The 25,888-nt window shown below is 44.3% G+C and carries 24 protein-coding genes; 10 read left to right on the forward strand and 14 right to left on the reverse strand.

Annotated features, from left to right (window positions below):
• Positions 1 to 10: 10 nt before the first annotated feature.
• A complete protein-coding gene (locus AB4027_RS11650; RefSeq protein ID WP_368645474.1) occupies positions 11 to 1,333 on the reverse strand; it encodes an MATE family efflux transporter in 1,323 nt (440 codons plus the stop codon).
• Between the two features lie 187 nt (positions 1,334 to 1,520).
• Between AB4027_RS11650 and mscL the strand changes: the two genes are divergently transcribed.
• Both mscL and AB4027_RS11660 read left to right on the forward strand, forming a co-directional pair.
• Complete coding sequence (mscL, locus tag AB4027_RS11655; RefSeq protein ID WP_177165539.1) at positions 1,521 to 1,934, forward strand: large-conductance mechanosensitive channel protein MscL; 414 nt, start codon at positions 1,521 to 1,523, stop codon at positions 1,932 to 1,934.
• 419 nt (positions 1,935 to 2,353) lie between these two features.
• Complete coding sequence (locus AB4027_RS11660; RefSeq protein WP_091490304.1) at positions 2,354 to 3,037, forward strand: DUF554 domain-containing protein; 684 nt, start codon at positions 2,354 to 2,356, stop codon at positions 3,035 to 3,037.
• Positions 3,038 to 3,556: 519 nt separating this feature from the next.
• Here AB4027_RS11660 and AB4027_RS11665 read toward each other — a convergent pair.
• From AB4027_RS11665 to AB4027_RS11675, 3 genes are all read right to left on the reverse strand, one after another.
• Entirely contained in the window at positions 3,557 to 4,726 is a 1,170-nt protein-coding gene (locus tag AB4027_RS11665) for a hydroxymethylglutaryl-CoA synthase (protein ID WP_368645475.1), read from the reverse strand.
• Between the two features lie 85 nt (positions 4,727 to 4,811).
• A complete protein-coding gene (locus AB4027_RS11670; protein ID WP_091490309.1) occupies positions 4,812 to 5,723 on the reverse strand; it encodes an NADP-dependent oxidoreductase in 912 nt (303 codons plus the stop codon).
• A 152-nt stretch (positions 5,724 to 5,875) separates the two neighbouring features.
• The gene (locus AB4027_RS11675) at positions 5,876 to 6,505 is read right to left on the reverse strand and encodes a phosphoribosyltransferase (RefSeq protein ID WP_368645476.1); all 630 of its coding nucleotides are present in this window, start codon (positions 6,503 to 6,505) and stop codon (positions 5,876 to 5,878) included.
• Positions 6,506 to 6,799: 294 nt separating this feature from the next.
• Between AB4027_RS11675 and AB4027_RS11680 the strand changes: the two genes are divergently transcribed.
• Together AB4027_RS11680 and AB4027_RS11685 are read left to right on the forward strand one after the other, a co-directional pair.
• Positions 6,800 to 7,231, forward strand: a complete 432-nt coding sequence (locus tag AB4027_RS11680; protein WP_091490312.1) for a YtxH domain-containing protein — start codon at positions 6,800 to 6,802, stop codon at positions 7,229 to 7,231.
• A 187-nt stretch (positions 7,232 to 7,418) separates the two neighbouring features.
• The gene (locus AB4027_RS11685) at positions 7,419 to 7,841 is read left to right on the forward strand and encodes a hypothetical protein (protein WP_143059437.1); all 423 of its coding nucleotides are present in this window, start codon (positions 7,419 to 7,421) and stop codon (positions 7,839 to 7,841) included.
• On the opposite strand, the gene AB4027_RS11690 is transcribed toward AB4027_RS11685, so the two are convergent.
• Both AB4027_RS11690 and AB4027_RS11695 read right to left on the reverse strand, forming a co-directional pair.
• Positions 7,756 to 8,676: an IS3 family transposase gene (locus AB4027_RS11690; RefSeq protein ID WP_091482215.1), complete on the reverse strand. Its 921-nt coding sequence runs from the start codon at positions 8,674 to 8,676 to the stop codon at positions 7,756 to 7,758. The two genes, AB4027_RS11685 and AB4027_RS11690, sit on opposite strands and share 86 nt — an antisense overlap.
• Positions 8,677 to 8,693: 17 nt before the next feature.
• Positions 8,694 to 9,137 carry an HTH domain-containing protein gene (locus AB4027_RS11695; RefSeq protein ID WP_368644674.1) on the reverse strand — a complete coding sequence of 148 codons (444 nt, stop codon included), beginning with the start codon at positions 9,135 to 9,137 and terminating at the stop codon, positions 8,694 to 8,696.
• Between the two features lie 240 nt (positions 9,138 to 9,377).
• Between AB4027_RS11695 and wrbA the strand changes: the two genes are divergently transcribed.
• A complete protein-coding gene (gene wrbA / locus AB4027_RS11700) occupies positions 9,378 to 9,989 on the forward strand; it encodes an NAD(P)H:quinone oxidoreductase (protein WP_368645477.1) in 612 nt (203 codons plus the stop codon).
• A gap of 495 nt (positions 9,990 to 10,484) precedes the next feature.
• Here the strand turns inward: wrbA and AB4027_RS11705 are convergent, their stop codons facing one another.
• The 3 genes from AB4027_RS11705 to AB4027_RS11715 all read right to left on the reverse strand — a co-directional run bounded on the left by AB4027_RS11705 (position 10,485) and on the right by AB4027_RS11715 (position 14,070).
• The gene (locus AB4027_RS11705; RefSeq protein WP_368645478.1) at positions 10,485 to 11,360 is read right to left on the reverse strand and encodes a helix-turn-helix domain-containing protein; all 876 of its coding nucleotides are present in this window, start codon (positions 11,358 to 11,360) and stop codon (positions 10,485 to 10,487) included.
• A gap of 203 nt (positions 11,361 to 11,563) precedes the next feature.
• On the reverse strand, positions 11,564 to 13,366 hold the full coding sequence (gene pnpS, locus AB4027_RS11710) for a two-component system histidine kinase PnpS (RefSeq protein ID WP_368645479.1): 1,803 nt from the start codon (positions 13,364 to 13,366) through the stop codon (positions 11,564 to 11,566).
• The gene (locus tag AB4027_RS11715) at positions 13,363 to 14,070 is read right to left on the reverse strand and encodes a response regulator transcription factor (protein WP_368645480.1); all 708 of its coding nucleotides are present in this window, start codon (positions 14,068 to 14,070) and stop codon (positions 13,363 to 13,365) included. Before AB4027_RS11715 ends, pnpS begins: the two co-directional genes overlap by 4 nt.
• Positions 14,071 to 14,336: 266 nt before the next feature.
• On the opposite strand from AB4027_RS11715, the gene AB4027_RS11720 reads away from it, so the two are divergent.
• The 5 genes from AB4027_RS11720 to phoU all read left to right on the forward strand — a co-directional run bounded on the left by AB4027_RS11720 (position 14,337) and on the right by phoU (position 18,749).
• A complete protein-coding gene (locus AB4027_RS11720) occupies positions 14,337 to 15,293 on the forward strand; it encodes a PstS family phosphate ABC transporter substrate-binding protein (RefSeq protein ID WP_091486927.1) in 957 nt (318 codons plus the stop codon).
• A gap of 117 nt (positions 15,294 to 15,410) precedes the next feature.
• The gene (pstC, locus tag AB4027_RS11725; RefSeq protein WP_091486929.1) at positions 15,411 to 16,340 is read left to right on the forward strand and encodes a phosphate ABC transporter permease subunit PstC; all 930 of its coding nucleotides are present in this window, start codon (positions 15,411 to 15,413) and stop codon (positions 16,338 to 16,340) included.
• Positions 16,340 to 17,218, forward strand: coding sequence for a phosphate ABC transporter permease PstA (gene pstA, locus AB4027_RS11730; RefSeq protein ID WP_091486930.1), 879 nt, complete (start codon positions 16,340 to 16,342; stop codon positions 17,216 to 17,218). The genes pstC and pstA overlap by 1 nt, the downstream gene beginning before the upstream one ends.
• A 15-nt stretch (positions 17,219 to 17,233) precedes the next feature.
• On the forward strand, positions 17,234 to 18,001 hold the full coding sequence (pstB, locus tag AB4027_RS11735; RefSeq protein ID WP_218142324.1) for a phosphate ABC transporter ATP-binding protein PstB: 768 nt from the start codon (positions 17,234 to 17,236) through the stop codon (positions 17,999 to 18,001).
• 61 nt (positions 18,002 to 18,062) lie between these two features.
• Complete coding sequence (phoU, locus tag AB4027_RS11740) at positions 18,063 to 18,749, forward strand: phosphate signaling complex protein PhoU (protein ID WP_368645481.1); 687 nt, start codon at positions 18,063 to 18,065, stop codon at positions 18,747 to 18,749.
• Positions 18,750 to 18,807: 58 nt separating this feature from the next.
• Here phoU and AB4027_RS11745 read toward each other — a convergent pair whose 3' ends face one another.
• From AB4027_RS11745 to AB4027_RS11765, 5 genes are all read right to left on the reverse strand, one after another.
• Positions 18,808 to 19,896 carry a mechanosensitive ion channel family protein gene (locus AB4027_RS11745; protein WP_368645482.1) on the reverse strand — a complete coding sequence of 363 codons (1,089 nt, stop codon included), beginning with the start codon at positions 19,894 to 19,896 and terminating at the stop codon, positions 18,808 to 18,810.
• Positions 19,897 to 20,381: 485 nt separating this feature from the next.
• The gene (gene mnmG / locus AB4027_RS11750; RefSeq protein ID WP_368645483.1) at positions 20,382 to 22,277 is read right to left on the reverse strand and encodes a tRNA uridine-5-carboxymethylaminomethyl(34) synthesis enzyme MnmG; all 1,896 of its coding nucleotides are present in this window, start codon (positions 22,275 to 22,277) and stop codon (positions 20,382 to 20,384) included.
• A gap of 170 nt (positions 22,278 to 22,447) precedes the next feature.
• Complete coding sequence (gene mnmE / locus AB4027_RS11755; RefSeq protein WP_368645484.1) at positions 22,448 to 23,836, reverse strand: tRNA uridine-5-carboxymethylaminomethyl(34) synthesis GTPase MnmE; 1,389 nt, start codon at positions 23,834 to 23,836, stop codon at positions 22,448 to 22,450.
• 355 nt (positions 23,837 to 24,191) lie between these two features.
• The gene (locus tag AB4027_RS11760; protein ID WP_368645485.1) at positions 24,192 to 25,016 is read right to left on the reverse strand and encodes a carbohydrate ABC transporter permease; all 825 of its coding nucleotides are present in this window, start codon (positions 25,014 to 25,016) and stop codon (positions 24,192 to 24,194) included.
• Positions 25,016 to 25,882, reverse strand: a complete 867-nt coding sequence (locus AB4027_RS11765; protein WP_091487034.1) for a carbohydrate ABC transporter permease — start codon at positions 25,880 to 25,882, stop codon at positions 25,016 to 25,018. The genes AB4027_RS11760 and AB4027_RS11765 overlap by 1 nt, the downstream gene beginning before the upstream one ends.
• Positions 25,883 to 25,888: the final 6 nt, after the last annotated feature.

A 25,888-nucleotide genomic window follows, 5' to 3' on the forward strand; every position in this document is an offset into this window, starting at 1 on the left:
ACCGGGTTCTTTACCCGATCCTCTTCTTCCTTTTCACCCGTTTATTAGGATTCATCTTCCAGGCAATCAGTCCCAGAACCAGCATTTCTGCCAGGACAAAAGACAGCCACACACCAACCATACCGTAAAGCTGACTCAGCACTAACACCAAAGGCACGATGATGATCCCGCCTCTAAGCATCGAAAAGAACAGCGAGCGTTTCGGCTGATCGGTCGCCCCAAAGTAGCTGGTCGAAACGATATTGAGACCAGCGAAAAAGAAGCCGGCAAAATAGATCAACAGCCCTGTGGTGGCCATATCCGCTATATGGGCATTCTGTTCACTGTTGAAGGCTAAAATCAGATGGTCGCTGAAGAGATAGGTCCCGGCATAGATTACGCCGCTTAAGATAAAGGCCGTCCCCAAAGACAAGGCAAGGACCTGTTTGATCTGCTTGAGATCCTTCAGACCGTAGCTTTCACTCAATAACGGCTGGGTCCCTTGAGCCACCCCTGCAAACAAGGACAGGACGACAAAAGAGATGTTCGCGATGATGCCGTAAGCCGCCAGACCTTCGTTTCCTTGCAGCGAGAATATGATCGTATTGAACGTAAACATGACGACGGACCCGGATATTTCATTGACAAAGGCAGAAGAACCCAGGTACATGACATCATGGATCAGACGTTTCTCGACTTTCTGAAAAGCAAAGGAAAGATTGTTCACTGGCTTGAAAAAGTGTATGCTCAGCACGCTCAAACTGATGATGGGTGACAGACTCGTCGCCAAGGCTGCGCCGAACATCCCCATTTGAAGCGGGAAGATAAAAATATAATCCAGCACCACGTTCAGCACACTGCCTATCACCATCCCGAACATCGCCAGTGTCGGATCGCCGTCGTTCCTGATAAAAGAAAGCAGACTGTTATTTAAAATGAAGAAAGGGGCAAAAGACAGAATGGTCGTTAAATAGATGCGCGTAGAATCGAAGGTCTCAGAATCAGCTCCCGAGAAGCGAGCGATCCCGTCCGCTCCAAACTGACCCACCAGAAAGAACACAAGCCCCAGCGCCAGCGCGAACACGAGTGTTTGCGCATATACTTTCTTCGCCTGCTTCTGCTTGTCCTGAGATAAAAGGATCTTATAACGCGTCGCTCCTCCAAGCCCCAGCATCAGCCCAAAACCATGCATGATCCCGAAGACCGGAATACTCAGGTTCAATGAGGCGATCCCATTCGGCCCCAAAGCTTGAGCGATGAAAAAGGTGTCCGCCAGAATATAAAAAGAGATCCCAAGCATCCCCAGCATATTCAAGCTCACATATTTTATAAATAATTTCACACTTCGCTGCATGTTGTTCCTCTACCTTCTGATCGAAAATTTTACCTTTAAAATCTAGCTTACTCAAACTTCTCTGCGATGTCAATCTGGCAGGGCTCTTTGCCCGGATCACTTCATCAGTCATTTAAAACTCCCGGCCCACAAAACATTCTTAATAAGGTATACTGGAACTAAGTCTAGTGTATAGGAGGGTTAAAACGTGTGGAAAGAATTTAAAGCATTTATCATGCGAGGAAATGTGGTCGAATTAGCCGTTGGTATCGTTATTGGTGCTTCCTTCACGGCCATCGTCACTGCCTTCGTCGATAATATCATCACGCCGATCATCGTCGCTCTTTCGGGGAATGCTAATGTCGGACAGCTGACTTTTAAGATCGGTGAGGCAACGCTAAAATATGGTTTATTTTTACAGGCAGTGATCGATTTTCTGATTGTTGCTGTTGTGCTCTTTATACTGATCAAAGTCATCAATCAGCTGGCTCGTAAAGAAGAAGCAGAGCCTGAGCCGGAAGTCAAAGCCCCGACTGTCGAATCTTACTTGGCAGAGATACGCGACCTGCTTGCAGAGCAGTCAGACGCCTCGACAAAAGAGTCAGAAACAGATATAAGATAGTACATATAGTGGTGACTTTTGTATGATTCTTATTGTAACGAACTCTAGAGAAAAAACGATCCTTCCTACTCTGATAGGGAGGATCGTTTTTCACTTAATCTATATAGAAGAAGTGTATCGTTGCGTGCCCTTCAGCTGACTTTTTCTTCCGTGAAGGGCACGCACGACACCATTGCGTGCCCTTCGGCTGTCTATCACTTCCACGAAGGGCATGCCCGTTATTCAAAAGCAGCAGATAGCGTTCGAAAAATGCATAAAGTATGTATAGAAGTGGTGAAACTGACCCCCAGTCAGTTTCTTCTATCATTATAATGGAATTTTTCTCATAGACTCACCTTTAATTCTTATTTGTATAGTCTCGCTATCCCATTTATAATAAAAAGACACAGACTATCGGCTTAGTTAAAGGAGTACATGTTATGTTTTTTGGAGTGATCATCAATACCCTAGCTATTTTTACAGGAAGTATCATCGGTTTATTCGTTAATAAAGGCATTCCCATGCACATTGAAAAGGCGTTGATGAAAGCGCTGGCTCTTTCTGCAATGTATATCGGGATCACGGGGCTCTCGTCTGGAGAGAATACGATCTATATCATCCTTTCCATGGTTATCGGTGTGACGATCGGCGAGCTCATTGATTTAGATAAGAAAATCAATCAGATGGGCGACCGGCTGGAGAGTCACTTTCCTGGAAAAAACGGCGCTGCCTCTTTATCTAAAGGATTTGTGATGAGCAGTCTGATTATGGCTGTGGGAGCCATGTCGATCGTTGGACCGCTGGAGAGTGGCCTCACTGGCACACATACTATCCTCTTGACAAAATCAGTCATGGACGGTTTGACCAGTATCATCCTCGCTTCCAGTATGGGCATCGGTGTGCTCTTTTCCGGAGTTATCGTTTTTGTGTATCAAGGTGTGATCACTCTCTTCGCCAGCGGGCTCGACAGTATTTTGACTGATCCTATGATCAATGACATCAATGCGGTCGGTTCTCTGATTATTTTGGCTCTCGGACTTAATATACTCGAGGTTACCCGGATCAAAGTCATGAATTTTGTACCGGCGATCTTCATTCCCATTTTATTCTTTCTTTTCTATTAAAAAAACTGTCAGTCATAGACAACTGCCTTCCCAATGACTTTAGGTCGGTGTGTCTTGGCTGACAGTTCTTTTTAATTCGATCGAATCCTTAAATTCTCATAAACTTTTTTCGCGATATCACAGTCCTTTGATTCAGCCTGAGAGATTCCTTCTTCGTTATAGGACCTCTAAAAGGACTACAAGCATCTCGTCAATTTCTTTGATCACCCAGACGGCTTCTCCGATCTCCGGTTCTGTCATTTACATCGTATGCGTTTCTTTAGTATTATCAGCCCAGCAACCCACAAGGACAACCAGTGCCGGCTGCAGGATGTTCACTTCTTAGAATATTTCTATTCATGCACCCTTTTCATCTTTTTTCATGAGTCTTGTACTATTTTGATTTATAGTTAGCTTTGTTTCGACAGACAATAGTGATGCAGCACAAAAAAAGACTGAGTTCTGCAGGCGTTCAGCAAACGGATCGAAATATCCGCCCTTACGTCTCCTTCAGTCTCAGTCTTTTTATTTATCTGATCGTTACTTCACTTCGTATTTTCTGAGGTTATCCTTTATACCAGTTAGATAAGCTTTACCCTTTTTCATTTTATCAGTATCTGTTTCACTATCAGAACCATCTTTAGGTAATGATTTTTCCAGCAGTTCTTCATATTCGTCGATGGACAACTCCTGACGAGAATCTAACAGAGACTCATGCGCCTCTTTATTCAGAAACTTTTTGTATCCCGGCTGAACGACGCCGCTGAAAAATTCACCGACAGCACCTGAACCATAGCTGAACAGACCAATACGCGAGCCTTCAGCCAGCTCTTCTGACTGTTCCAGCAGGGAAAGCATGCTCAAGTACAAGGATCCCGTATAGACGTTGCCGACTTGCTTGTTGTAGGCGATACTGTTCTGATAGTGACCCATCAGTCGTTCTGCATCTTCTTCCGGCGCATTCTCCGTCAGACTGAGAAGGGCTTTTTTCGCCATTTTCGTGTACGGCAGATGGAAACAGACCGCTTCAAAATCTTTCAGGTCTCTAGCCGTTTTTTCTTTATATTTTCCCCATACATCTTTTAGGAACGAGAGATAGGCTTCGTTAGAATACTTTCCGTCAACAAAGGCATAATCTGAATAAAGCGGGCGCCAGAAATCCGAAATATCTTTCGTCAGCGAGGCACTATCGTTATCCAGGGCCAGGATGCGTGGATCACTTGAAAGGACCATAGCTACTGCACCGGCACCTTGCGTCGGTTCGCCAGATGTATTCAGACCGTATTTCGCGATATCTGCTCCTAAAATGAGTGCCTTGCTCTCAGGGTTCAGGGCAATATGTCCCATCGCCATTTTTATACCGGCTGTCGCACCGTAACAGGCTTGTTTCAGTTCAAATGAACCGGCATTTTCCTGGATATCGGTCAAGTGGTGGACCCAGACGGCTCCTGATTTGGAGTGATCGACACCAGATTCTGTTCCGAACAGGACCAGATCGATTTTTTTTCTGTCTTCCTCATCTAATATAGAAAGGGCAGCGTTTGCGGCCATGCTTACTGCATCTTCATGAAGAGGAGCGACGGCCATTCTTTCCTGTCCGATCCCTATGGTGTATTTGGCAGGCTCAACACCTCTTTTTTCAGCCAGTTTTTCCATATCTACATATTGATCAGGTGTATAAAAACCTATTTTATCTATTCCGATATTCAATCGCTTATCCTCCTATTTGCAGCTTTTGTTTATTTACTCTTTTCAAGTATACCCAAGCTTCTTTAAAAAAGAATTAAGAAAAGCTTTAATCCTTTAATTTAATGATCAGTTTACCTTGGACATGACCCGTTTCACTTTTTTTATGGGCCTCTCTGACAGATTTTTCTGTAAAAGGAAAGACTTCAGAAACGACCGGGTTCAGCTTGCCTTCGACCAGCCACTCATGCAGCTGACTGAGCGCTTCCTGTGTGGGGCTCATTGAGAAAAAGTCGGCATCAACGTCATCTGTATTGACATATTCGCTGGGATCCCCGGCGATCGACAGCAGTCTTCCCTTATTTTCTATAAGCAGAAGACTTTTTTCCAGGACATCGCCGCCTAAGGTGTCCAGCACAAAGTCGATATCCTCCAAGACCTCGTCAAAGTTTTCCTCTTCATAATTGACAGGACGATCGGCACCTAATGACTTCAGCAGCTCCTGATTACTTCCGCTTGCAGTGGCCGCTACCCAGGCACCTTTTATTTTGGCTATCTGCACAGCCAGAGATCCGACGCCACCTGAACCGGCGTGGATCAGCACTTTTTCGCCACTTTTTATATTCCCGCGTCTAACGAGTGCTTCATAGGCTGTTTGTCCGGTCAATGGCAAAGCTGCCGCTGCTTCAAAAGAAACAGATGCATCCAGCTTCACCGTTCTGTCCGGGCGAACGGAAACGATTTCCGCATACGTTCTAGATCCGTTGGCCATCACACGGTCTCCAACTTCAAAACCTGTGACCTCTTTCCCGACTTCCAGGACTTTACCCGCCACATCATTCCCTACGATCATCGGAAGACTTCCTCCAAACGAACCACTTCTTCGTTTCGTATCCACAGGATTGACACTCGTCGCGCATACTTCGACCAGCAGACGGTCGGGTTTTAATTCAGGTTTGTCGATCTCTTTCATTTTTAATTCGTTTACTCCACCGAAGGACTCAATTACTATTGCTTTCATTTTATCTGCCCCCTCATGTTTCGTCTCTATGATTTTATCATATATAAATCAAGATGTTTGCTGATCTGCCTCTTTAAAGACCGTTGGAAAACTTGCCTGAGAAATTCTGTCAGTTTCATTCAAGCAGCATTTCAATGTCTGGGTTCATTCATTTAATCAAGAGAATGCAGCATATCCAGTACTTCCTCATCATCCACTTGCGGAAAACTCATATAGTAGGCGCCGACTGCTCCCTGAAAAATATCCGGCACCTCAATGACGACCACATCATCCACCAGTCTCTCCAGCTCCTGGTATGTGTCTTTAGGAATGACCGGCACTGCAACGATGACTGTTTCCGCTTCTTGAGCTTCCACTGCTTTAATGGCCGCTTTCATCGTCATGCCAGTAGCGATACCGTCATCCACAAGAATGACGGTTTTTCCTTTTAGTGTTTGTTTTGTCAGTTCTTTTGAATAGGTCCGCTGTCGCCGGGCCATTTCATTCCGGATACGTTTAAGCTCTGTCGTCAGCCATTCCGGGTCCAGTAATTCAGCTGAAGTCTCGTCTAGTATCGGATCACCGTGTTCAGATAATGCTCCGATCGCATATTCGGAATGTGTCGGATGGCCTATTTTTTTTGATAATATGATATCGAAAGGCAGTTGATGTTTTTCTGCTATTTCGATACCCAAAGGGACTCCACCCCGCGGCAACGCCAGTACAGCGGTATGATCAGCATCGGTCACTTCAAGTCTTTCGGCTAATTGCTTTCCGGCATCTGTACGGTTTTTAAATTTCATCGGTATTCCTCCCAGGAAATCTTCTTTGACGGTTACTTCTACACTATTTCTGGTTAGTTATTTTCAGTATAACATGAAACGATTACACTCAATATTGGAACGATTGAGTGGTTATTTCCTGTTTCAGTTCACCGGTATCCTCAGACATAGACTTAAAACACACCATTATTATCCAAAGATGCCATAAAGGGGCATCAACTTTTGAGCTGTGAGTGGTTCTAATTTAAAAAAAATCCTATTTAGTCTATAATTAACACAGAAGGTTAACCATTTATCAACCAAGGAGGAAATTGTATGAAATTTATTAAAGGAGCTTTATTAGGCGCGGCTTTAGGTTTACTACTGGCACCTAAAAGCGGTAAAGAAACACGCGAAGACTTACGCAGAAGAATGGACGACTCAAAAAAATCAGCTGGGGAATATGCAGACAAAGCCAAAGTAAAATCAGGTGAAATGTCTCAGACAGCCGGTACAGCAACAGAAAACATTAAATTGACCTTGACTAAAACAGCTAAGGAATTGCGCGATCAGCTGCACAACGCTTCAGAAGAAATCAAAAACGAAGCACGTACGCTGAAAGATGAAGTGAAAGAAACGGCTGAGGATGCTTATGTCGATGTAGCTGTCGAAGTGGAAGATGCCTCTGAAAAAATCCGTAAGAATAAAGAGGAGTCAGACTCAAATGAATCTGGTTCCAGCGATACAAATTCATCACCAAATATTTAAATACATCATTAATAAACACTCTGGCCCTCTGACATTGATTAAACTGGACCCCATGTCAAGGACAGTTTGATAAAAACCCCTTATAATTTATTATCGCTCCTTCTATGATAACGTCATAGGAGGAGCGATAATACGTTTAAGCCTGGATCAATACTTAGATTTTGGGTGGGGATTATCCAACAAAAAAATGAATAAGAAGGATTTTAATAGCCTAGAAACCCTTGGTTTCTCAATCTTTAGAGACATGCATACAGAACGCGTTTATCCAAACTGGATGTTACGTTATTTTGAAACATTGACTGAAAGCGAACAGAGGGTGTACTTCCACTCCTTTCGCCAGGTGACTGATCAAATGTATTCCGAAGATTATTTGATTGATCGGTTGAAATGGATTTTAAAATATCCAGCTATCGAAATGGAATACGACCTCTATGTTCATGCAAAACTGGATTTAGATTTTTATTATCCTGCTGTTTTCAAACCCGAAAAATGGACACAATTAGAGGAAAAATATTTTGATCGCTTTAATGAGGATATTCTATCGGTACTTGAATCTCAGGAAAATCAGGCGTTTTCACCAAATGACTCAGGGGATACACACCCGTTTTAAAATAATCATAATATTGATTAGGAGATAATTTCGCCAGTTTCCACTGATAGCGTTCTGTATTATGATAATCCATATAGTCATCAATAATGGGGTGAAGGTCTGAGAACGCCTCAACATCACCAAGATAAGCTATTTCGTCTTTCATGTGTCCAAAGAAGGATTCTTGGGGAGCGTTATCCCAACAGTTTCCTCTTCGTGACATAGATTGACGCAGTTCTTTATCCGCGAGTAATTTTTGAAATTTTATACTTGTATAGTGAATGCCCTGGTCGGAATGGATCAGGGTTTTCTGTTGTTTTGAAATGTCATGGTTGATCAAAAGGTCTTCAATCATCTCTAAAACAAAATCAATACTTAAGGATTCACTTAATTGATACGCTAAGACCTGGTTCGTGAATGCATCAATCACGGCAGATAAATAAGCTTTCCTTCCTCGCCCGTAAAAGAGATAGGTGATATCTGTTAAGAGGATCGTTCGTGGACCGTAGGCTCTAAATTCTCTGTTAACGAGATTAGGTTTTAACGCATGTTCCTGGCGTACTTTTGCCATGCGCTTATACGGATTCGGTTTTCTTATAGGGCAGAACAGTCCAAACTTTCTCATTAAGCGCTGGATTTTCTTCCGGTTCATGAGTATCTCCATGTGTAACAGTCGCATATGGATCCCTCTGGATCCTTTATCATAGCCGCGATGTGTATAGGCTTCAAGTATCAAATTAAAATCGTGCTGATCTTGTTCTTCTTTTTTCTTTCGACTCTCTTCAGATTTCAACCAGTTGTAATACCCCGAACGTGAAACTAAAGCAATCTCACATAGCCATGATATATTTAACAAATTATGATCTCGTTTTGTTAGGTCTTTAATGAGTTGGAATTTTTCTTGTGTGAAGCCCTCTTGGCCTTCCGATGGATAAAATTTGTTTTTTTTAGGGCATCTATCTGTTGTTTTTGAAGGGCGACTTTATGTTTCAAGTGTGCGATTTCTTCTTCTTGAGTTCTTTCTTTAGTACGGGGTCTTCCACTGGATTCACTACGTAAATCCATAAATCCTTCTGGGCGATGGCTCATATTTTTAATTCGTCTGGAAAAAGTCTTTATACGGTCTTTCCTTAACGCTATCACATCAAAGTCTGCGTCTCTAAAAATTTGCGTAGGTCCTTTTCCGAGAGCTTTTTCTTTAGCGAAATGGTCTTTGAATGCCTCTGAGTAAGTTACTGCTTTAGTTGATGCTTTCTCTACAAAAGGATTTTCTTCAAGTTCTCTTCGCTCTTCCTCTGTAAAATAATTTCTTCCCATGTCAACGCTCTCCTTTGAACTCATATAGTTGGGTTCATTATACAATAAAGAACCCTATAAAATAGAGAACGAATAAGGGTTTTTTATCCGTGTCTATTCTATAGGGTCCAGTTTAGATCGTCGTGAGGGTCTTTCTGTATGCTATCCTTATTCTTTGACAATTTCCACTGTTCACGTTACTGTGATAGTGTAAGTATTTCGAATTAGATATATATAACAAAATAAAGGAGAGATCAATTAATGGAAAACATCAAATTATCGATCATTTATTACAGTTCAACAGGCACAAACTACCAGATGGCTCTCTGGGCCAAGCAACAGGCTGAAACAAGTGGGGCAGAAGTCCGTCTGCGTAAAGTAAAAGAACTGGCTCCCGATTTTGCCATTGAGCAGAATCCGGCCTGGAAAGAACATTATGATGCGACCCAAGATGTAGAAGAAGCTTCATCCGACGATATCACCTGGGCAGATGCACTGCTTTTCAGTGCCCCTTCACGTTTCGGTACGATGCCAAGTCAGCTGAAACAATTCCTAGATATGCAGGGTGGGTTATGGGCAAATGGCCAGACTGTCAACAAAGTGGTCAGCGCCATGACATCTGCTCAGAACCCGCATGGCGGACAGGAAGCAACGATCTTGTCACTTTATACGTCCATGATGCACTGGGGAACGATCATCGTCACACCCGGCTATACAGACCCCGTTTTATTCGGTGCCGGCGGTAATCCTTACGGGACATCAGTGTCTGTCAGTCAGGACGGCGAGATGCAGGAAGACGTTGAAGACGCCGTTAAGCATCAGGTCACACGTGTCTTAGATGTCGCTAAACGTGTCGCGAATAGTCAGCAATAAAGATTTTGCTGCAGTATCAATAGGATCTTTAATGAAATAAAAGTGAATGACTACTTTTTAGGGAAAATGTCCGCTCAAGTGAGTTAGTCTCGTTGACTGCGACATTTTGCCATCGAAAGTGTTCACTCACCTGATTTTTTCTCGCGACTGCGACATTTTGATCACAAAAATGTCCACTCAAGTGAATTAGTCTCGTTGACTGGGACATGCTGCCGGCGAAAGTGTTCACTCATCTGATTTTTTCTCGCGACTGCGACATTTTGATCACAAAAATGTCCACTCAAGTGAATTAGTCTGGTTGACTGCGACATGCTGCCGGCGAAAGTGTTCACTCATCTGATTTTTTCTCGCGACTGCGACATTTTGATCACAAAAATGTCCACTCAAGTGAATTAGTCTGGTTGACTGCGACATTTCCGATCCACCTATAAAAAAAATACATTCCCCTCATCCGGTTCGAAAGGAATCGGTGATGGCGAATGTATTTTTTTATCCTTATTTCTCTAATTGCGTCACATTTCCAAGTTCTTTTTCCAGACGATCGATCGTCAGCTGCATCGAGACAGAGAACTTCTCATTCTGCTGGATATCAAATATCATCCAGGCTTTTTTGTACGCTTCAAGCGCATCCTCTTTCTGATCCAGATTTTCCAGACAGTAGCCTTTATAATATAAAAAGTCCCCTAATAGAAATAATGTGTTTTCCGACACCACTAGATCCAGTCCCTGGAAAACTTTACTCAGGCAGTCACTGTATTTTTTCTTCAGCGCAAGGCAAACAGAATAATTCAGCAGCAGTTTCGCTTTCTTTTCATGACTCATCCACTCTGAAAACATGTCGAACCCTCTATGGTAATACTTTTCAGCGGTATCATAATCTTCTTTTCTCAAGTACTGATTCCCGATACTGTCAATGATTTCGATTCTAAGCTCACCATTTTTCGTGGTTTTTTCCAATGCTATCAGATGATCAAGCGCTTTATCATGATCCCCGTCACGATAATCGTACAGCAAGGCTGTGACCCATTCGAAAAACAGCTTATCCTCTCCGATCGTCTGATCGATCAGCTCTTCATTCGTACTGATCAGATAAGAGACCGAATCATATTCTCGTCGTTCCAGATGCTGCCGGATCAGTTTACAAAGTTGGGCTGTTTTACTGTAGCGGCTTTCCACCGAATCTTCCCCGTAAAAGTAATGCAGTGAAACATTCAGTCGTTCAGCCAGCTTCTCCATCAGTTCCCGACTAGGTCTCACTTTCTTCTTTTCGATTCGACTGATCATCGCTTGTGTGCAAATCCCGTCGGAAAGGTCAGCCTGCGTCATCTTTATTTCTTTTCTCCTTTTCTTTATCTTCTCCCCTATTTTCATTCGCTTATCCCTCTCATTATATTACAATTATAATATTAGTTATATTACATCATTATACATAAGTCCTGAACTGTTTTCTACACTTTTCGTACAAAAAAAGACTAAAGAAATCAATCTTTAGTCTTTGATTAAAGTTCTCATAGCTTTCTAACACTATTGAATCCTTGATCGTTAAGCTATCTGATAGGGTCATGCTGGAGCGTTTAAGTGTTGTTCTCGTTTACGATCTTATCAGGAGCAGACAGGGGCAGCCAGACGGTGAAACTCGTGCCCTGATCGATTTCACTCTCCACTTCGATACGTCCTTCATTATTTTCAACCAGCCATTTAACGATGGACAGACCCAGTCCAGTTCCTCCGACGTTCCTGCTCCGTCCTTTATCTACTCTATAGAAGCGTTCAAATATTCTGTTCAGCTGATCGTCAGGTATCCCGATCCCTGTATCACTGATGGTCAGTTTCAGCTCATTTCCCGATGTGCCGACCTCAATGGTCACTTTTCCTTTTTCAGGTGTATAAGCCACCGCATTACTGACCAGATTGATAATGATCTGCTTCAGATGATCAGGATTAATTTCGATCTCTACATCTTTTTTACTCTTGATAGTGACATGAATATCTTTCAAGCTGATTTTCTGACTGAGTATCCGGAGTACATCATGGACAGTATCATTCACAATGATTTTATCCTTCACACCGCTGACCTGTCTCTGTTCGAGTTTGGACAGCTGCAGAATGTCATTGACCATTGCATCCAGTCGACCGGCTTCATTATTTATGATTTCCAAGAACTCAACAAGAACCTCTTCATCATGCATGGCCCCGTCAAGAAGTGTTTCACTGAACCCTTTGAGTGCCGTGATAGGCGTGCGCAGTTCATGCGAGACATTGGCCACAAAATCTGTGCGTACTTTTTCCAGACGTCTGATCTCAGTGATATCATAAAGCAGAACGATGAAGTTCAGTGTCTCTAAAGATGTATTTAAAATCGGGACCACATGCACGTCCATGATTTTCTCTTCCGGATAATAGATCTGAATCTCTTTGTTCTGTACACGTTGGGTGCTATACGCTTTTTCAATGATAGCGATCAGTTCGGAGCTGTGCAGACTCTCATAAAAAGACTTGCCCCGTTTGCTGTTCAAATCTTCCCCCAGCAGCTCGTTCATGACAGGGTTCACCATATTGATGCTTTTATCCTTCTCTACGAGCATCACGCCGATGACGAGATGATTGACCAGTTCTATCAGTTTATGTTCTTTTTCCTGGATTTCGCTCATCTGACCATTCAGATTCACCGCCAGATCATTTATGGAACTCCCCAGCTCATCTATTTCCTTATAAGAACCCGGATGGTACCTCACAGAATAATCCTGAAAAGAAAGGATATTAGCTATATTTTTAATGTTCTCGATCGGTTGAGTGATTTTTCTTGCCCAGTACCGGATGAATAAAACCGCTATAAGTATGGACAATGTCAGGAAAAAAATCAAGGCTGTCATGAGATCATCTGTCACTCCAACCATTTCTTCAGCATTCCGGGAGAGGCGGATATAGCCTATCACAGTCTCATCAGCTGTTTCTATCGGTGCTGCACTGTAGTAGAGGGTCTCATCGGTGCTTACACTTCTTCGGTGATAGGTCCCTACCTCCGCTCCTCCAACGATTTGTTCGATCTCTGGTCTTTCCAGATGGTTTTCAAGATTTTCTGTCTGTGCATGCGAGTCATAAAGAACCTCACCCGTTAAGTCGATCAGCGTGATCCGTTCATCGATGACTTGAGCCGCCGACGCCAGCTGACTGATCAGTGTATCGCTCTCTTCAATAGAGGGATCCAGATTATCCAGCTGACTTTCGAGTGTCAACAGCTGCGTGATCAAAGCCTCTTCCTGCTGTTCGATCGACTGCTCTTCAATGACGGAAGAGATCATATAAATAAAAATAATAGAAAACGTCAGCAAAATAAGTGTAAAAAACAGGATCATACGCGTTTGTATTTTTTTCATTTTGGAACCTCTAGTTTGTAGCCGAACCCTCTAGCCGTTTTTATAAACTGTGGTTTTTTCGGGTCTTTTTCGATTTTTTCCCTTAAATGACTGATATGCACATCCACGATCCGGGTCTCACCTCTGAAGTCATAATCCCACACTGCCAGCAGCAGCTGTTCCCGGCTTAGTATGCGGTTCTTGTTTTCAGCCAGATAAACCAGCAGTTCAAACTCTTTCGGTGTAAATTCCACCTTTTCTTCATCAACATACACTTCAAAATTTTCAGGATAGATAGTGATATGATCAAAGACAAAGACCTTCTCGTTTCTATCCTCTTCAGGTGCGGCCTTGTTCTGTTTTCCGACTCGTCTGGAGATGGCTTTGATACGAGCGATCACTTCCCTTGGGCTGAACGGTTTGGTGATATAGTCATCTGCGCCGATCTCAAGACCCACGATTTTGTCGATCTCAGAGTCTTTGGCTGTCAGCATAATGATCGGTGTATCGATTTTTTCTCCTCGGATTTCTCTGCACACGTCCATCCCGTCTTTTGAAGGCAGCATCAGATCGAGCAGGATGATGTCATACTCACTTTTCAGAGCCATTTCCAGCCCCTCTTCTCCATCCATAGCGACTTCTACACTATAATTTTCTTTTTCCAGATTATACTGGAGCAGTTTAACGATCGATAATTCGTCTTCTATTATCAGGACGTTTTTCATTAGTCTCCTCCATTGTTCTTTTATTTATATCTCTTTGCACGCTTTTTCTTTCCTGATCAACGCAATCATAAGTTAAATCCAGTCTCTATTCAACCTATGTTGGCCTTCGATACCCTTATCATACCAGTATTTCGACCGATAAAATAATTACACGAATAATATTTACATAATCTTTACATTCCATTTTCGTAGAATTAATGTTCATCCGTTACTATGAATGTGTGGACAGGAGATGTCTAACTACTTTAAAAAAGAGGGATTATATAATGAAACGAACTAACTTTGTAAAAATGGGTACATCTTTAAGTGCTGTACTTCTTTTAGCAGCCTGTGGTAACGCACCGACTGATGAAGGAACAGGTGAAGAGTCAGCTGAAGGGTCTAGCGGATCCGTTCAGGTCGATGGCTCATCGACTGTCTTTCCGATCATGGAAGGTGTTGCAGAGGAATTCTCCATTGAAAATCCCCAAGCGCGCGCAACCATCGGTGTCTCCGGAACTGGTGGAGGAATGGAAAAATTCATCGCGGGTGAAACTGATATTACAAATGCCTCTAGACCAATGAAGGAAGAAGAAGCTCAGATGCTTGAAGAAGCCGGCATTGAATACACTGAATTCAAACTGGCTCTTGACGGTTTATCCGTCGTTGTCCATCCTGATAACGATTGGGTCGATTATCTGACCCTTGATGAACTGGAATCGATCTGGCTGGAAGAAAGTGATGTAGAAACTTGGGCAGACGTTAGAGACGGCTGGCCTGATGAAGAAATCTTATTATTTAGTCCGGGAACAGATTCCGGTACCTATGACTACTTTGATGAAGTGATTTTAGACGGTGAGCAGATCGACCGTGAAGCATCGCTGTCAGAAGATGACAACATTCTTGTTCAGGGTGTTCAAGGTTCTGAACATGCACTTGCCTACTTCGGATATGCGTATTATCTGGAGAATCAGGACACTGTAAAAATCGTTCCGATCGAAAACAGTGAAGGAGAAATCGTCGAACCAACAAGCGAAACGGTGCAGAACGGCACGTACGAACCCTTGTCCCGACCGTTATACTTCTACGTGAACAACGCTTCTGTTCAGGAGAACGATACCGTTTATGAATTTGCCAAGTATACACTTGAAATGGCTGGAGAAATGGCAGAAGAAGTCGGTTATGTTCCACTTGAAGAAGCTGAATATGAAGAAAGCCTGGAAACACTTGAAAGTTTAAGATAAGCCGGGTGTACGGGAAAGCTGTAAATAAAGAGCAGTTTCCCCACGATAAATAGAGCAGACTGTCCAGCGTGAACGATTCCGCTGGACCGTTTGCCTGTGTTTAAGGAGTGTTGACTGATGAAAGCAACGATACGCGAAAGGATCAAACAGAATAAGTCAAAACGATCCTCGCAAAATAAAATCGAAAAAATCATGCCTATGGTCTTTCTGCTTATGGCATCCATCTCGATTCTTGTAACGGCAGGAATCGTATTTACATTATTCAGAGAAACGGTTTTATTCTTCTCACACGTTTCTTTTATTAATTTCATTACTGGGACAGAATGGTATCCTTTTTTCGGTAATGATCCCAGTTACGGTATCTGGCCATTATTGTCCGGGACATTTACTATAGCTGCTATCGCCATGATGGTGGCTATTCCCATCGGACTGGCTGCTGCCATTTATTTGAGTGAATATGCCAGCGACCGGAACAGGAAAGTCCTGAAACCCGTTCTGGAAGTCCTGGCAGGTGTGCCGACTGTGGTTTACGGTCTCTTTGCCCTGACATTCGTGACGCCTCTGCTGCAGACATTTATCCCTGATCTACCGATCTTCAATGCTTTAAGCCCGGGGATCGTGGTCGGGATCATGATCATCCCTCAAATCGCTTCACTGTCACAGGAAGCAATGAATGCTGTCCCTCAATCCATGAGAGATGGCGCACTGGCCTTAGGCGCCACGCGGCTGGAAGTGGCTCTGAAGATCGTTATTCCCGGCTCATTCAGCGGTATCGTGTCTTCCCTTGTATTAGGTTTATCGCGTGCCATCGGCGAAACGATGATCGTGTCGACTGCGGCCGGTTCCACACCGAACCTGGGATTCACCCCTACGGAATCGATCCAGACCATGACGTCTTATATCGTTCAAGTCAGTATGGGTGATGCCACGTTCGGTTCGACCATTTACTACAGTATCTACGCTGTAGGGATGACGCTGTTCCTTTTCACCTTGACTATGAATATTTTAGCTAATCACATTTCCCGTCGTTACAGGGAGGTATACTAATGAAAAATAAAGTTGTTGTTGCCAATGAAAAACAAATATCAAAAAGGATCACCCGAAACAAACTGGCTAAAGGTCTGTTCCTTGCTGCCACACTGTTTGGCATGATCGTTCTGGCTACACTGATCGTCAGGATCGTTACCCAGGGGATCGGTTATCTCGATTTTGGCTTTCTGACCAGTTATGCTTCAAGAAGACCTGAAGATGCCGGGATCAAAGCTGCCATTCTTGGAACAGTCTGGATCATGTCCATTACGATCCCTGTTTCTCTCATCTTAGGGGTCGGTACGTCGATCTATCTGGAAGAATATGCACCAAAAAACAAATTCACCCGCTTTATCGAACTGAACCTTGCTAACTTAGCTGGTGTGCCATCTGTCGTGTTCGGCCTGCTTGGCTTGACCGTTTTTGTCAGACTGCTTGAAATGGGACGAAGTATTTTGGCCGGTGGACTGACGATGTCCCTGCTCATCCTTCCCGTTATAGTTGTTGCTTCCAAAGAAGCGATCCGGTCTATTCCACAGGAGCAGTATGAAGCAGCTTATGCCATGGGCGCCACGAAATGGCAGATCATTCGTACCGTGGTCCTGCCGGCAGCTACGCCGGGCATACTGACTGGTGCTATCCTTTCTTTATCAAGAGGCGTCGGAGAAACCGCGTCCCTATTGATGATCGGGGCGATGACTTTTATTGCCTACACGCCGACCGGTGTCCTGGATGGCTTTACCGTACTGCCGATCCAGATATTCAGCTGGGCAAGCCGGCCACAGGTAGAATTCCAGGCCGTTGCTGCAGCCGGTAGTATAGTCCTTTTGATCATCCTGATCGTAATGAACTCTCTGGCTATCGTCATTCGAAATAAATACTCTAAACGTTATTAATCTAGGAGGAAAATGATGAACAAAGAAGAAAACAAGCAGTCGGTCTACTCCGTCAAAGACTTCAATTTATGGTATGGAGAAACACATGCCTTAAAAGATATCTCTATCGAGATTCCCGAAAAAGAAGTGGTCGCTATCATCGGACCTTCCGGCTGTGGAAAATCGACATTTATTAAAACACTTAACCGCATGGTGGAACTGGTGCCTTCTGTGAAAACGAAAGGTTCCATAAACTACGAGGGAAAAGATATCAAGAAAACCAAAGTGGAATCTCTGCGTACCGAAGTGGGCATGGTTTTTCAGAAACCGAACCCTTTCCCAAAATCCATTTACGATAACATTGCATATGGTCCACGCATTCACGGTATCAAAGACAAGAAGACGTTGGACGAAGTTGTCGAAAAAAGTCTGAAAGGTGCCGCTTTATGGGAAGAAGTCAAAGATCGTTTGAACGAGAATGCATTCGGTCTATCTGGCGGCCAGCAGCAGCGTTTATGTATCGCCAGAGCTCTGGCCGTTGAGCCTGAAGTCATCTTGATGGATGAACCGACGTCTGCTCTGGATCCTCTATCTACAGCTAAAGTCGAAGATCTGATCCATGAACTTAAAAAGAATTACAGCATCATCATTGTTACGCATAATATGCAGCAGGCAGCCCGTATTTCAGATAAGACAGCCTTCTTCCTGGATGGCGAAATTATCGAATTTGATGCCACAGAAAAAATGTATTCCAATCCAAGAGACAAACGGACCGACGACTATATTTCAGGTAAATTTGGTTAACAGGTACCGTACACGTTTAAATGGCACGAATAACAACTAACTATAAGAGGTGACTTATTCAATGAGAAGAGCATTCGAAGAGGAATTAAATCAACTGCACGAACAGTTTTATCAGATGGGACTGATGGTATCTGAATCCATCTATCAGTCAGTTAAAGGCTTTACGGCTCATGACAAAGAAATGGCTGAAAAAGTCGTGAACAACGACCATCATATCAACGAACAGCAGGTGATGATCGAAACAAAATCAATCGAACTGATCGCTCTGCAGCAGCCTGTCACAAGTAATCTGCGACGCATCATCACCATCATGAAAGCCTGCGCCGATCTGGAACGCATGGGTGATCATGCCGTTAATGTTGCCAAAGCAACGATCCGGGTCAAAGGCAATAAAAAAGATCTGGCCATCGAAAACGACTTGGCCGTCATGGCTGAGAAAGTCAAGAAACTGGTGGAGCGTTCATTGACTGCCTTCATCGAAACCGATGTCGAAGAAGCTAAAAGAATCGCATTGAAAGATGACGAAATCGATCAGATGGCTTTTGATATACACAAACATACCCTGGATGAAATGAAGAATGATCCGGAACTGGTCCTGGGTGCAACCAACTACATTCTAGTGGCCGGTAATCTGGAACGTATCAGTGATTATGTCACGAACCTGTGTGAATGGATCATCTATCTCGAATCCGGTAAAATAACTGAACTAAACACTCACAATACCCTTGATAACACATCGTTTAAGTAACTGGTAGAATCAAAAAAGTGCTGGCAGGTCTGATTGACCCGTCAGCACTTTTTTCTATTTATTTGTGGTCTGAGATAACATGGACATCTCTTTGAGGAAAGGGGATTTCGATATCATTCTCAGCAAACTTCTTGAATATCTTGAACCTCAAGTCACTTGGAATGGTGAATTCTCTCTCGTCACTCTGAGAATCGATCCAGAACCAGACAGTGAAATCCAGTGCCGAGTCGCCAAAGCCTTCGAAAAAGACACGGGGTTCTGGACGGTCCACAATATTTGGCCAGGACTCTTCTCTCAATTCATATACTGCTTCAAACAACAGCTGTCTGACCAGCTCGACATCACTGCCATATGAAACACCTACACCAACTGGAATGCGCAGACGCGTATCGGCATACGATCGGTTGACGAACTTTTCTTCCAGGAAATAGGAATTGGGAATGATCATCCGCTCATTGACACGCGTCCGAACAACGGTCGCCCGAATCTTGATTTCTTCCACATCCGCGATCGTATCATCGATGATCACACGGTCTCCTACTCTGATCGGACGTTCAAACAGAATGATCAAGCCCGAAATGAAATTGGACATCACATTCTGCAAACCAAACCCGATCCCGACACCAAGGACGCTGGCAAACACTGTCAGACTGGTCAGGTTAAAACCGATGGAAGACAGAGAGATCAAAACCGCCATCGTAATAATGAAATAATGGAAAAAGGTATTCATCGAGGCTTGAAGTCCCCTGTCCAAACCATACTTATCGTAAACCGTCGGCAGGACATACTCCCTTACCGCTCCTGAAAACTTTGCAGCCAGGATGATCGCAAAGAGGACCGTCAGGATCAGGAACACAGTGATCTGTGTGTCCCCGAAAACAAAGAGTGTCTGATAGATAAAGGAGGTTTCTGAAAAATAGGTCAAAAAGTAGACGATCAGGACAAACAAGGTCATCCAGTTGACCAGCGTTTCAAGAAACAGACGTGTGCGTTCCTGACTGATGACTTTCTTCAGTCCGGTATGCAGTCCGGCTCGTATGACAAAAATCAGGATAAAGCCGATGATGGCACCCAGCCAGAAACTGATCTCATTGTTCTGTATGGCTTCAAAAAAACCAGGTAGGCGTTCCGTTTGTATTGCTTCCATTTGTTTATCTTCCTCGCTAAGCATAGATTTGTTTTCAGTGTACCAAATTTCACGAGAATTAACGACTGTCCTCGTCTTATTTTTGGTGATTTCGGCTGTTCGGTAGTTAGCTTCATCTTATTTAACTCTAAGTGCTGAAAATCGATCTATTCGGTACTTAGGAAGAACCTTCTCCAACCTAAGTGCTGAAGTTGGCATCCATTCGGTAGTTTCAACACCCGCTTATCGTGCTAACTGTCGAATAGAATAGTTTTCGACAGTTACGATCCTTTTACTTCAACCTACTTACCGAACACGAGGGAACTTCGACACTTTGACATCAAAACACGCGAGCTACTTACCGAAGTTCTTATTCTTCGACAGGTACATTGTAAAAATGAATCCCTAACTGTCGAATGTATCAAACTTCAAGGCATTCACCTGTACATTCATGAGTAGGGTATTAAAAAGAGACTGGAAAATTCCAGTCTCTTCCCTATTTATCTTTAAGCGTTTTTGACTTTCTGAATATCGCCTTGTTCAACGTAGACCATCAGGATCGAAATGTCTGACGGGTTGACGCCACTGATACGGCTGGCTTGGGCGATCGTTTCAGGCTGGATCTTCGCCAGTTTTTCTCTCGCTTCTGTAGCGATACCGTTGATCACAGAATAATCGATGCCTTCTGGAATGCGTTTGTTTTCCATACGCTTGATCTTCTCCGCTTTACGGATCGCTTTGTTGATGTAGCCTTCATACTGGATATGGATCTCGACTTGTTCTTTCACATCTTTTGGCAGTTCATTCTCCAACGGTGCGAAAGGAATGATGTCCTCATATTTTACATATGGGCGTCTCAGGAAATCGTAGACTAAAATACCGTCTTTCAGCTGAGGTTCGCCTTTTGTATCCAGGTAGTCTTTCACGTCACTCGGTTTCAAGCGGATCGTTTTCAAGCGTTCGAGTTCCTTCTCGACTAAATCTTTCTTCGTCAGGAACAGTTCAAAACGTTCTTGAGATACCAGACCGAGATCATAGCCTTTTTCAGTCAGACGGAAATCCGCATTATCGTGGCGTAAAAGGAGGCGATATTCTGCACGTGATGTCAGCAGACGATATGGCTCATTCGTTCCTTTTGTGACCAGGTCGTCGATCATCACGCCGATATAGGCTTCGTTACGTTTCAGAACAACCGGCTCTTCACCTTTGACCAGGCGTGCCGCATTGATCCCGGCAACCAGTCCCTGTCCGCCGGCTTCTTCATAGCCTGACGTTCCGTTCATCTGACCGGCAGTGAACAGCCCATCAACCAATTTCGTTTCCAGTGACGGACGCAGCTGATAAGGTTTCACGACATCATACTCGATGGCATAACCTGTACGCATCATCTGAGCGTTTTCCAGGCCTTCTATGGAGCGCAGAACCGATAGCTGAACATCTTCCGGTAGTGAAGAAGAAAGGCCTTGGACGTAGATCTCATCGGTATTGGCGCCTTCTGGTTCCAGGAACAGCTGATGTCTTGGCTTATCACTGAAACGTACGACTTTGTCTTCGATCGACGGGCAGTAACGTGCGCCGACGCCTTCAACGATCCCTGTGAACATCGGTGCCCGGTGCAGGTTCTCGCGAATGATATCATGCGAGATATTGCTCGTATACGTCAGCCAGCAGGAGATCTGTTCTTCAAGATAATCCTCATCCGGTGTTTCAAAGCTGAAGTGATGCGGTTCGCTATCACCCGGCTGTTCTTCTGTTACCGAGTAATCGATGGAACTTTTGTGGATACGCGGCGGTGTTCCGGTTTTGAATCGGTCCAGCTCAAAGCCGTGCTCGAGCAGACTTTCTGAGAGTTTGATACTTGGCTGCGTGTTGTTCGGACCGGAAGAGTATTTCAGTTCCCCGATGATGATCTCACCGCGTGAAGAAGTCCCGGCAGTCAGCACAACAGCTTTCGCTCTATAAATGGCTCCGGTATTCGTAATGACGCCCTGGATCTGACCGTCTTCGATGATCAGTTCATCCACGATGCCTTGCTTCAATTCCAGATGTTCCGTCCGTTCAATGGTTTTCTTCATTTCATCTGAATACAAATGCTTGTCAGCCTGTGCGCGCAAAGCACGTACGGCGGGTCCTTTGGCAGTATTCAGCATACGCATTTGAATATAGGTCTTGTCGATATTTCGGCCCATTTCTCCGCCTAAAGCATCGATTTCTCTAACGACGATCCCTTTGGCCGGTCCGCCGATAGACGGGTTGCACGGCATGTGCGCGATCATATCAAGGTTGATGGTGATCAGCAGCGTTTCGGCACCCATTCGGGCGGAAGCCAGTGCCGCTTCTGATCCGGCATGACCGGCTCCGACTACGACGACATCATAATAGCCTGCTTCATATGTTTGCATAGATTTAGTCCTTTCTAATTGAGATTCCGTTTAAGTTTTAATTTAATTTATTGAATAATCATTAGGTAACCACGGTCGCTGTGCTCCCCTGGTACTGTTCAACTACGCATGGAACATGCTAGTTTCTCAGCATTTTTCGCTGGAGCCAGAACGGAGGTGTCTCGCTTTTCTTATTTTCCGAGGCAGAACTGGCTGAAGAGCTGGGTGATGAGCTCGTCCTGGACGCTGTCACCGGTGATTTCACCGAGCAGATCCCAGGCTCTGGTCATATCGATCTGTACGAGGTCGACAGGCATGCCCATCTCGATCCCTTCAATGACGTCATCAAAGGCACCGATCGTTTCATTGAGCAGTGCGATATGGCGGATATTCGACACGTAAGTCGCATCCTTTTCACCCGTGTTGCCGGCAAAGAACAGTTCGGCGATTTTCGCTTCCAGTTCAGTCAGACCGGCTTCAGTAACGATCGATGTCTGGACGATACTGTCCGCATCCACGTAGGTTTTCAGTTCATCGAAATCCAGTCTGTTTTCCAGATCCATCTTGTTCAAGATGATGATACGGTGGTGACCGTCTGTCGCTTCAAGCAGCAGCTTGTCTTCCTCTGTCAGGGGTTCACTCTGGTTGAAGACCAGAAGGACCAGATCGGCGTCTGTTAATGCCTTGCGGCTACGCTCCACACCGATGCGTTCCACGATATCTTCTGTTTCGCGGATACCTGCTGTATCGATCAGCCGCAGCGGCACGCCTTTGACACTGACATACTCTTCGATAACGTCGCGCGTCGTTCCAGCCACTTCTGTAACGATCGCTTTTTCTTCTTTAAGCAGAACATTCAAAAGACTTGACTTACCGACGTTCGGACGGCCGATGATCGCTGTGGCCAGTCCTTCCCGCAAGATTTTGCCCTGTCCGGCTGTCTCAAGCAGCGCCTCGACCTGAGCCTTGACTTCCTTAGCTTTTTCGACGAGAAGTCTTGACGTCATTTCCTCAACATCGTCGTATTCAGGGTAATCGATATTCACTTCCACTTGAGCCAGCGTGCCTAAAATCTCCTGTCTCAAGTTCTTGATCAGTCGGCTCAGGTTTCCATCCAATTGTGTTACAGCCATGTGCATCGCTTTATCTGTTTTCGCGCGAATCACATCCATGACCGCTTCAGCCTGAGACAAGTCGATCCGGCCGTTCAAGAAGGCGCGTTTGGTGAATTCGCCCGGTTCGGCCAGACGTGCACCGTTATGCAGGACGGTTTCCAGTACTTTATTGACAGAAACGATCCCGCCGTGCGTGTTGATCTCAACGACGTCTTCTCGCGTATACGTCTTTGGTGCACGCATGACCGTGACCATCACTTCGTCTATCTGTGTGTCTGTTTTCGGATTCACTATGTGGCCATAATGAATCGTGTGGGTTTTCTGGTTGCTCAGCTCTTTTTTTCCTGCCTGATAAACACGGTCAGCAATTTCCAGTGCTTCATCACCACTGATGCGGACGATCCCGATCCCACCTTCACCCGGTGGCGTGGAGATCGCAGCGATCGTATCAAATTCTATAGCCATTCAAAGTTCCTCCTATTGATATACGAGCCTTTCTAAAGCTCTTAAACCTTTAAAATCTTAATTTTTTTCACAAAAAAAAGCGCCTGGTCCCACTCCAATTTAGTATAGACTACTACCTTGAGCGGAAAAGCACTTTCACTACTTTACCTTATTTAAACGTAAATGAGATATTCTATTTGTTTCGACATGTTAAATAATATAAGTAATGGACTGATTTGTCAACTTTTTAACTTATTTTTTATAAGTCAGTTGTGAACATTTTTTTACAGCCGGCTCGCTTGTTCTTCACAAAAAAACCGCTGAAGGAATCGGTCTCCCCTCAACGGTTGATTTCTATAATGTATCACCTGATCTATTACGTCTTGACAGCTCCTTTTGTCACCCCTTCGACGATATAGCGCTGAATGAAAATATACAGCACGATGATCGGCACGATCGCCAGTACAAGCCCCGCCAGCGCCAGTTCCCACTGGACGGTATACTCGCCAAAGAAGTAATACATGCGAAGCGGGATGGTGCGCATGCCTTCCTGATTGATGACAAGTGAAGGCAGCAGGAAATCGTTCCATAAACGTATGGCATTTAGAATGACGACCGTGACTGTGGTCGGCCGCAAGATAGGGAATATCACACGCCAGAAAATTTGAAATGGCGTGCCTCCGTCTAAGTAAGCTGCTTCGTCAAGCGATACTGAGATGGATCGCATCGCACCATAATACAGAAAGATGGACATGCTGGAAGCGAAGCCCCAGTTCATGATGATCAGACCGAACCGGTTCAGGAAGTTGATCTGACCGAAAATGGAAACCAGTGGGATCATGACCGACTGGAACGGGATCAGCATCGTCAGCGCACAGAAGAAATAGATTCCTGTACTGATTTTTGACTTGTTTCGCGCTAATGCATAAGCAGCCATCGAAGAGAAAATAACGATAATGATGATACTTGATGTTGTTATAAACAATGAATTTAAAAAACTTCTTCCATATTCCAGTCCCTCGTAGGCTCTGGAATAATTTTCCGGGACAAAGGTTTCCGGGATCCAAATCGTATTCGTGAAAATTTCCGCCCGACTTTTCAGGGAACCAAAGAAGATAATAAAGAACGGATAGATCCAGCTCACCGATATCAGTAACCCCAGGACAATAACCAGCCATTTGTGTGTTTTTTCCCGTGTCATTATAAATCGACCTCTTTTCTACGCGTTATGAAGACTTGGGTCAAAGAGATCACTGCGACTATGAGAAAAAAGACGACGGCTTTGGATTGAGCATAACCCTGCTGGTATTGAAAGAACGCCGTATTATAGATGTTCATGGCGATCATCTCAGTTGATCCAAAAGGCGCGCCGTTTGTCAGAGCCAAGTTCAAATCGTATATTTTGAAGGCATTGGCCAAAGTCAGGAAAAGACTGACCGTAAATGCCGGGGCAAGCATGGGGAACTTTATAAGCCAGAAAGCCTGCCACTTATTCGCCCCGTCTATCTTGCCGGCTTCGATTAGTTCTCCGGGTATATTGGCAAGAAACGATATATAGATGATCATGATATAACCGCTCATCTGCCATAGGAAAACGATGACCAGCCCCCAGAAACCCGTGGTCGTATCAGCCAGCCAGGCATTGAAGAATGACAAGCCCGTCGCCTCTGCAATTCCGGCAAAGGCCCGGACAAAGATAAACTGCCAGATAAATCCTAAAATGATCCCCCCGATCAAATTAGGCATAAAGAAGATGGTTCTGAAGAACAGACTCACTTTACCAATTTTCTGCGTGACAAGTAAAGCGAGCCCTAAACCGATGACATTGATCAATATAACGGCCACAAAGGCAAAACGAATGGTGAACCATAGACTGTATATGAACTGGTCATCTGACAAAAGTCTAATATAGTTATTCAATCCTATAAACACCGCATTATGCCCATCTGAATTGGTCAGGGATGTGCCTATTCCTAAAATCAGCGGCAGAACGATGACAAAAAATACGACTAGCAGTGAGGGGATAACGAAAGCCCAGTAATACAGGTTTTTCTTTTTTCCCTTCATAATCGA

The organism is Alkalibacterium putridalgicola, assembly GCF_040959045.1.
GTDB lineage: Bacteria > Bacillota > Bacilli > Lactobacillales > Carnobacteriaceae_A > Alkalibacterium > Alkalibacterium putridalgicola.

Coding starts and splice junctions, on each gene's coding strand:
- pstA (WP_091486930.1), top strand. CDS start 16,340: ATGAAAAATAAAGTTGTTGTTGCCAATGAAAAACAAATATCAAAAAGG.
- phoU (WP_368645481.1), top strand. CDS start 18,063: ATGAGAAGAGCATTCGAAGAGGAATTAAATCAACTGCACGAACAGTTT.
- AB4027_RS11720 (WP_091486927.1), top strand. CDS start 14,337: ATGAAACGAACTAACTTTGTAAAAATGGGTACATCTTTAAGTGCTGTA.
- AB4027_RS11675 (WP_368645476.1), bottom strand. CDS start 6,505: ATGAAATTTAAAAACCGTACAGATGCCGGAAAGCAATTAGCCGAAAGA.
- AB4027_RS11765 (WP_091487034.1), bottom strand. CDS start 25,882: ATGAAGGGAAAAAAGAAAAACCTGTATTACTGGGCTTTCGTTATCCCC.
- AB4027_RS11715 (WP_368645480.1), bottom strand. CDS start 14,070: ATGAAAAACGTCCTGATAATAGAAGACGAATTATCGATCGTTAAACTG.
- AB4027_RS11660 (WP_091490304.1), top strand. CDS start 2,354: ATGTTTTTTGGAGTGATCATCAATACCCTAGCTATTTTTACAGGAAGT.
- AB4027_RS11685 (WP_143059437.1), top strand. CDS start 7,419: ATGAATAAGAAGGATTTTAATAGCCTAGAAACCCTTGGTTTCTCAATC.
- pstC (WP_091486929.1), top strand. CDS start 15,411: ATGAAAGCAACGATACGCGAAAGGATCAAACAGAATAAGTCAAAACGA.
- AB4027_RS11670 (WP_091490309.1), bottom strand. CDS start 5,723: ATGAAAGCAATAGTAATTGAGTCCTTCGGTGGAGTAAACGAATTAAAA.
- AB4027_RS11745 (WP_368645482.1), bottom strand. CDS start 19,896: ATGGAAGCAATACAAACGGAACGCCTACCTGGTTTTTTTGAAGCCATA.
- pnpS (WP_368645479.1), bottom strand. CDS start 13,366: ATGAAAAAAATACAAACGCGTATGATCCTGTTTTTTACACTTATTTTG.
- AB4027_RS11650 (WP_368645474.1), bottom strand. CDS start 1,333: ATGCAGCGAAGTGTGAAATTATTTATAAAATATGTGAGCTTGAATATG.
- pstB (WP_218142324.1), top strand. CDS start 17,234: ATGAACAAAGAAGAAAACAAGCAGTCGGTCTACTCCGTCAAAGACTTC.
- mnmE (WP_368645484.1), bottom strand. CDS start 23,836: ATGGCTATAGAATTTGATACGATCGCTGCGATCTCCACGCCACCGGGT.
- AB4027_RS11705 (WP_368645478.1), bottom strand. CDS start 11,360: ATGAAAATAGGGGAGAAGATAAAGAAAAGGAGAAAAGAAATAAAGATG.
- AB4027_RS11695 (WP_368644674.1), bottom strand. CDS start 9,137: ATGGGAAGAAATTATTTTACAGAGGAAGAGCGAAGAGAACTTGAAGAA.
- wrbA (WP_368645477.1), top strand. CDS start 9,378: ATGGAAAACATCAAATTATCGATCATTTATTACAGTTCAACAGGCACA.
- mnmG (WP_368645483.1), bottom strand. CDS start 22,277: ATGCAAACATATGAAGCAGGCTATTATGATGTCGTCGTAGTCGGAGCC.
- AB4027_RS11760 (WP_368645485.1), bottom strand. CDS start 25,016: ATGACACGGGAAAAAACACACAAATGGCTGGTTATTGTCCTGGGGTTA.
- AB4027_RS11680 (WP_091490312.1), top strand. CDS start 6,800: ATGAAATTTATTAAAGGAGCTTTATTAGGCGCGGCTTTAGGTTTACTA.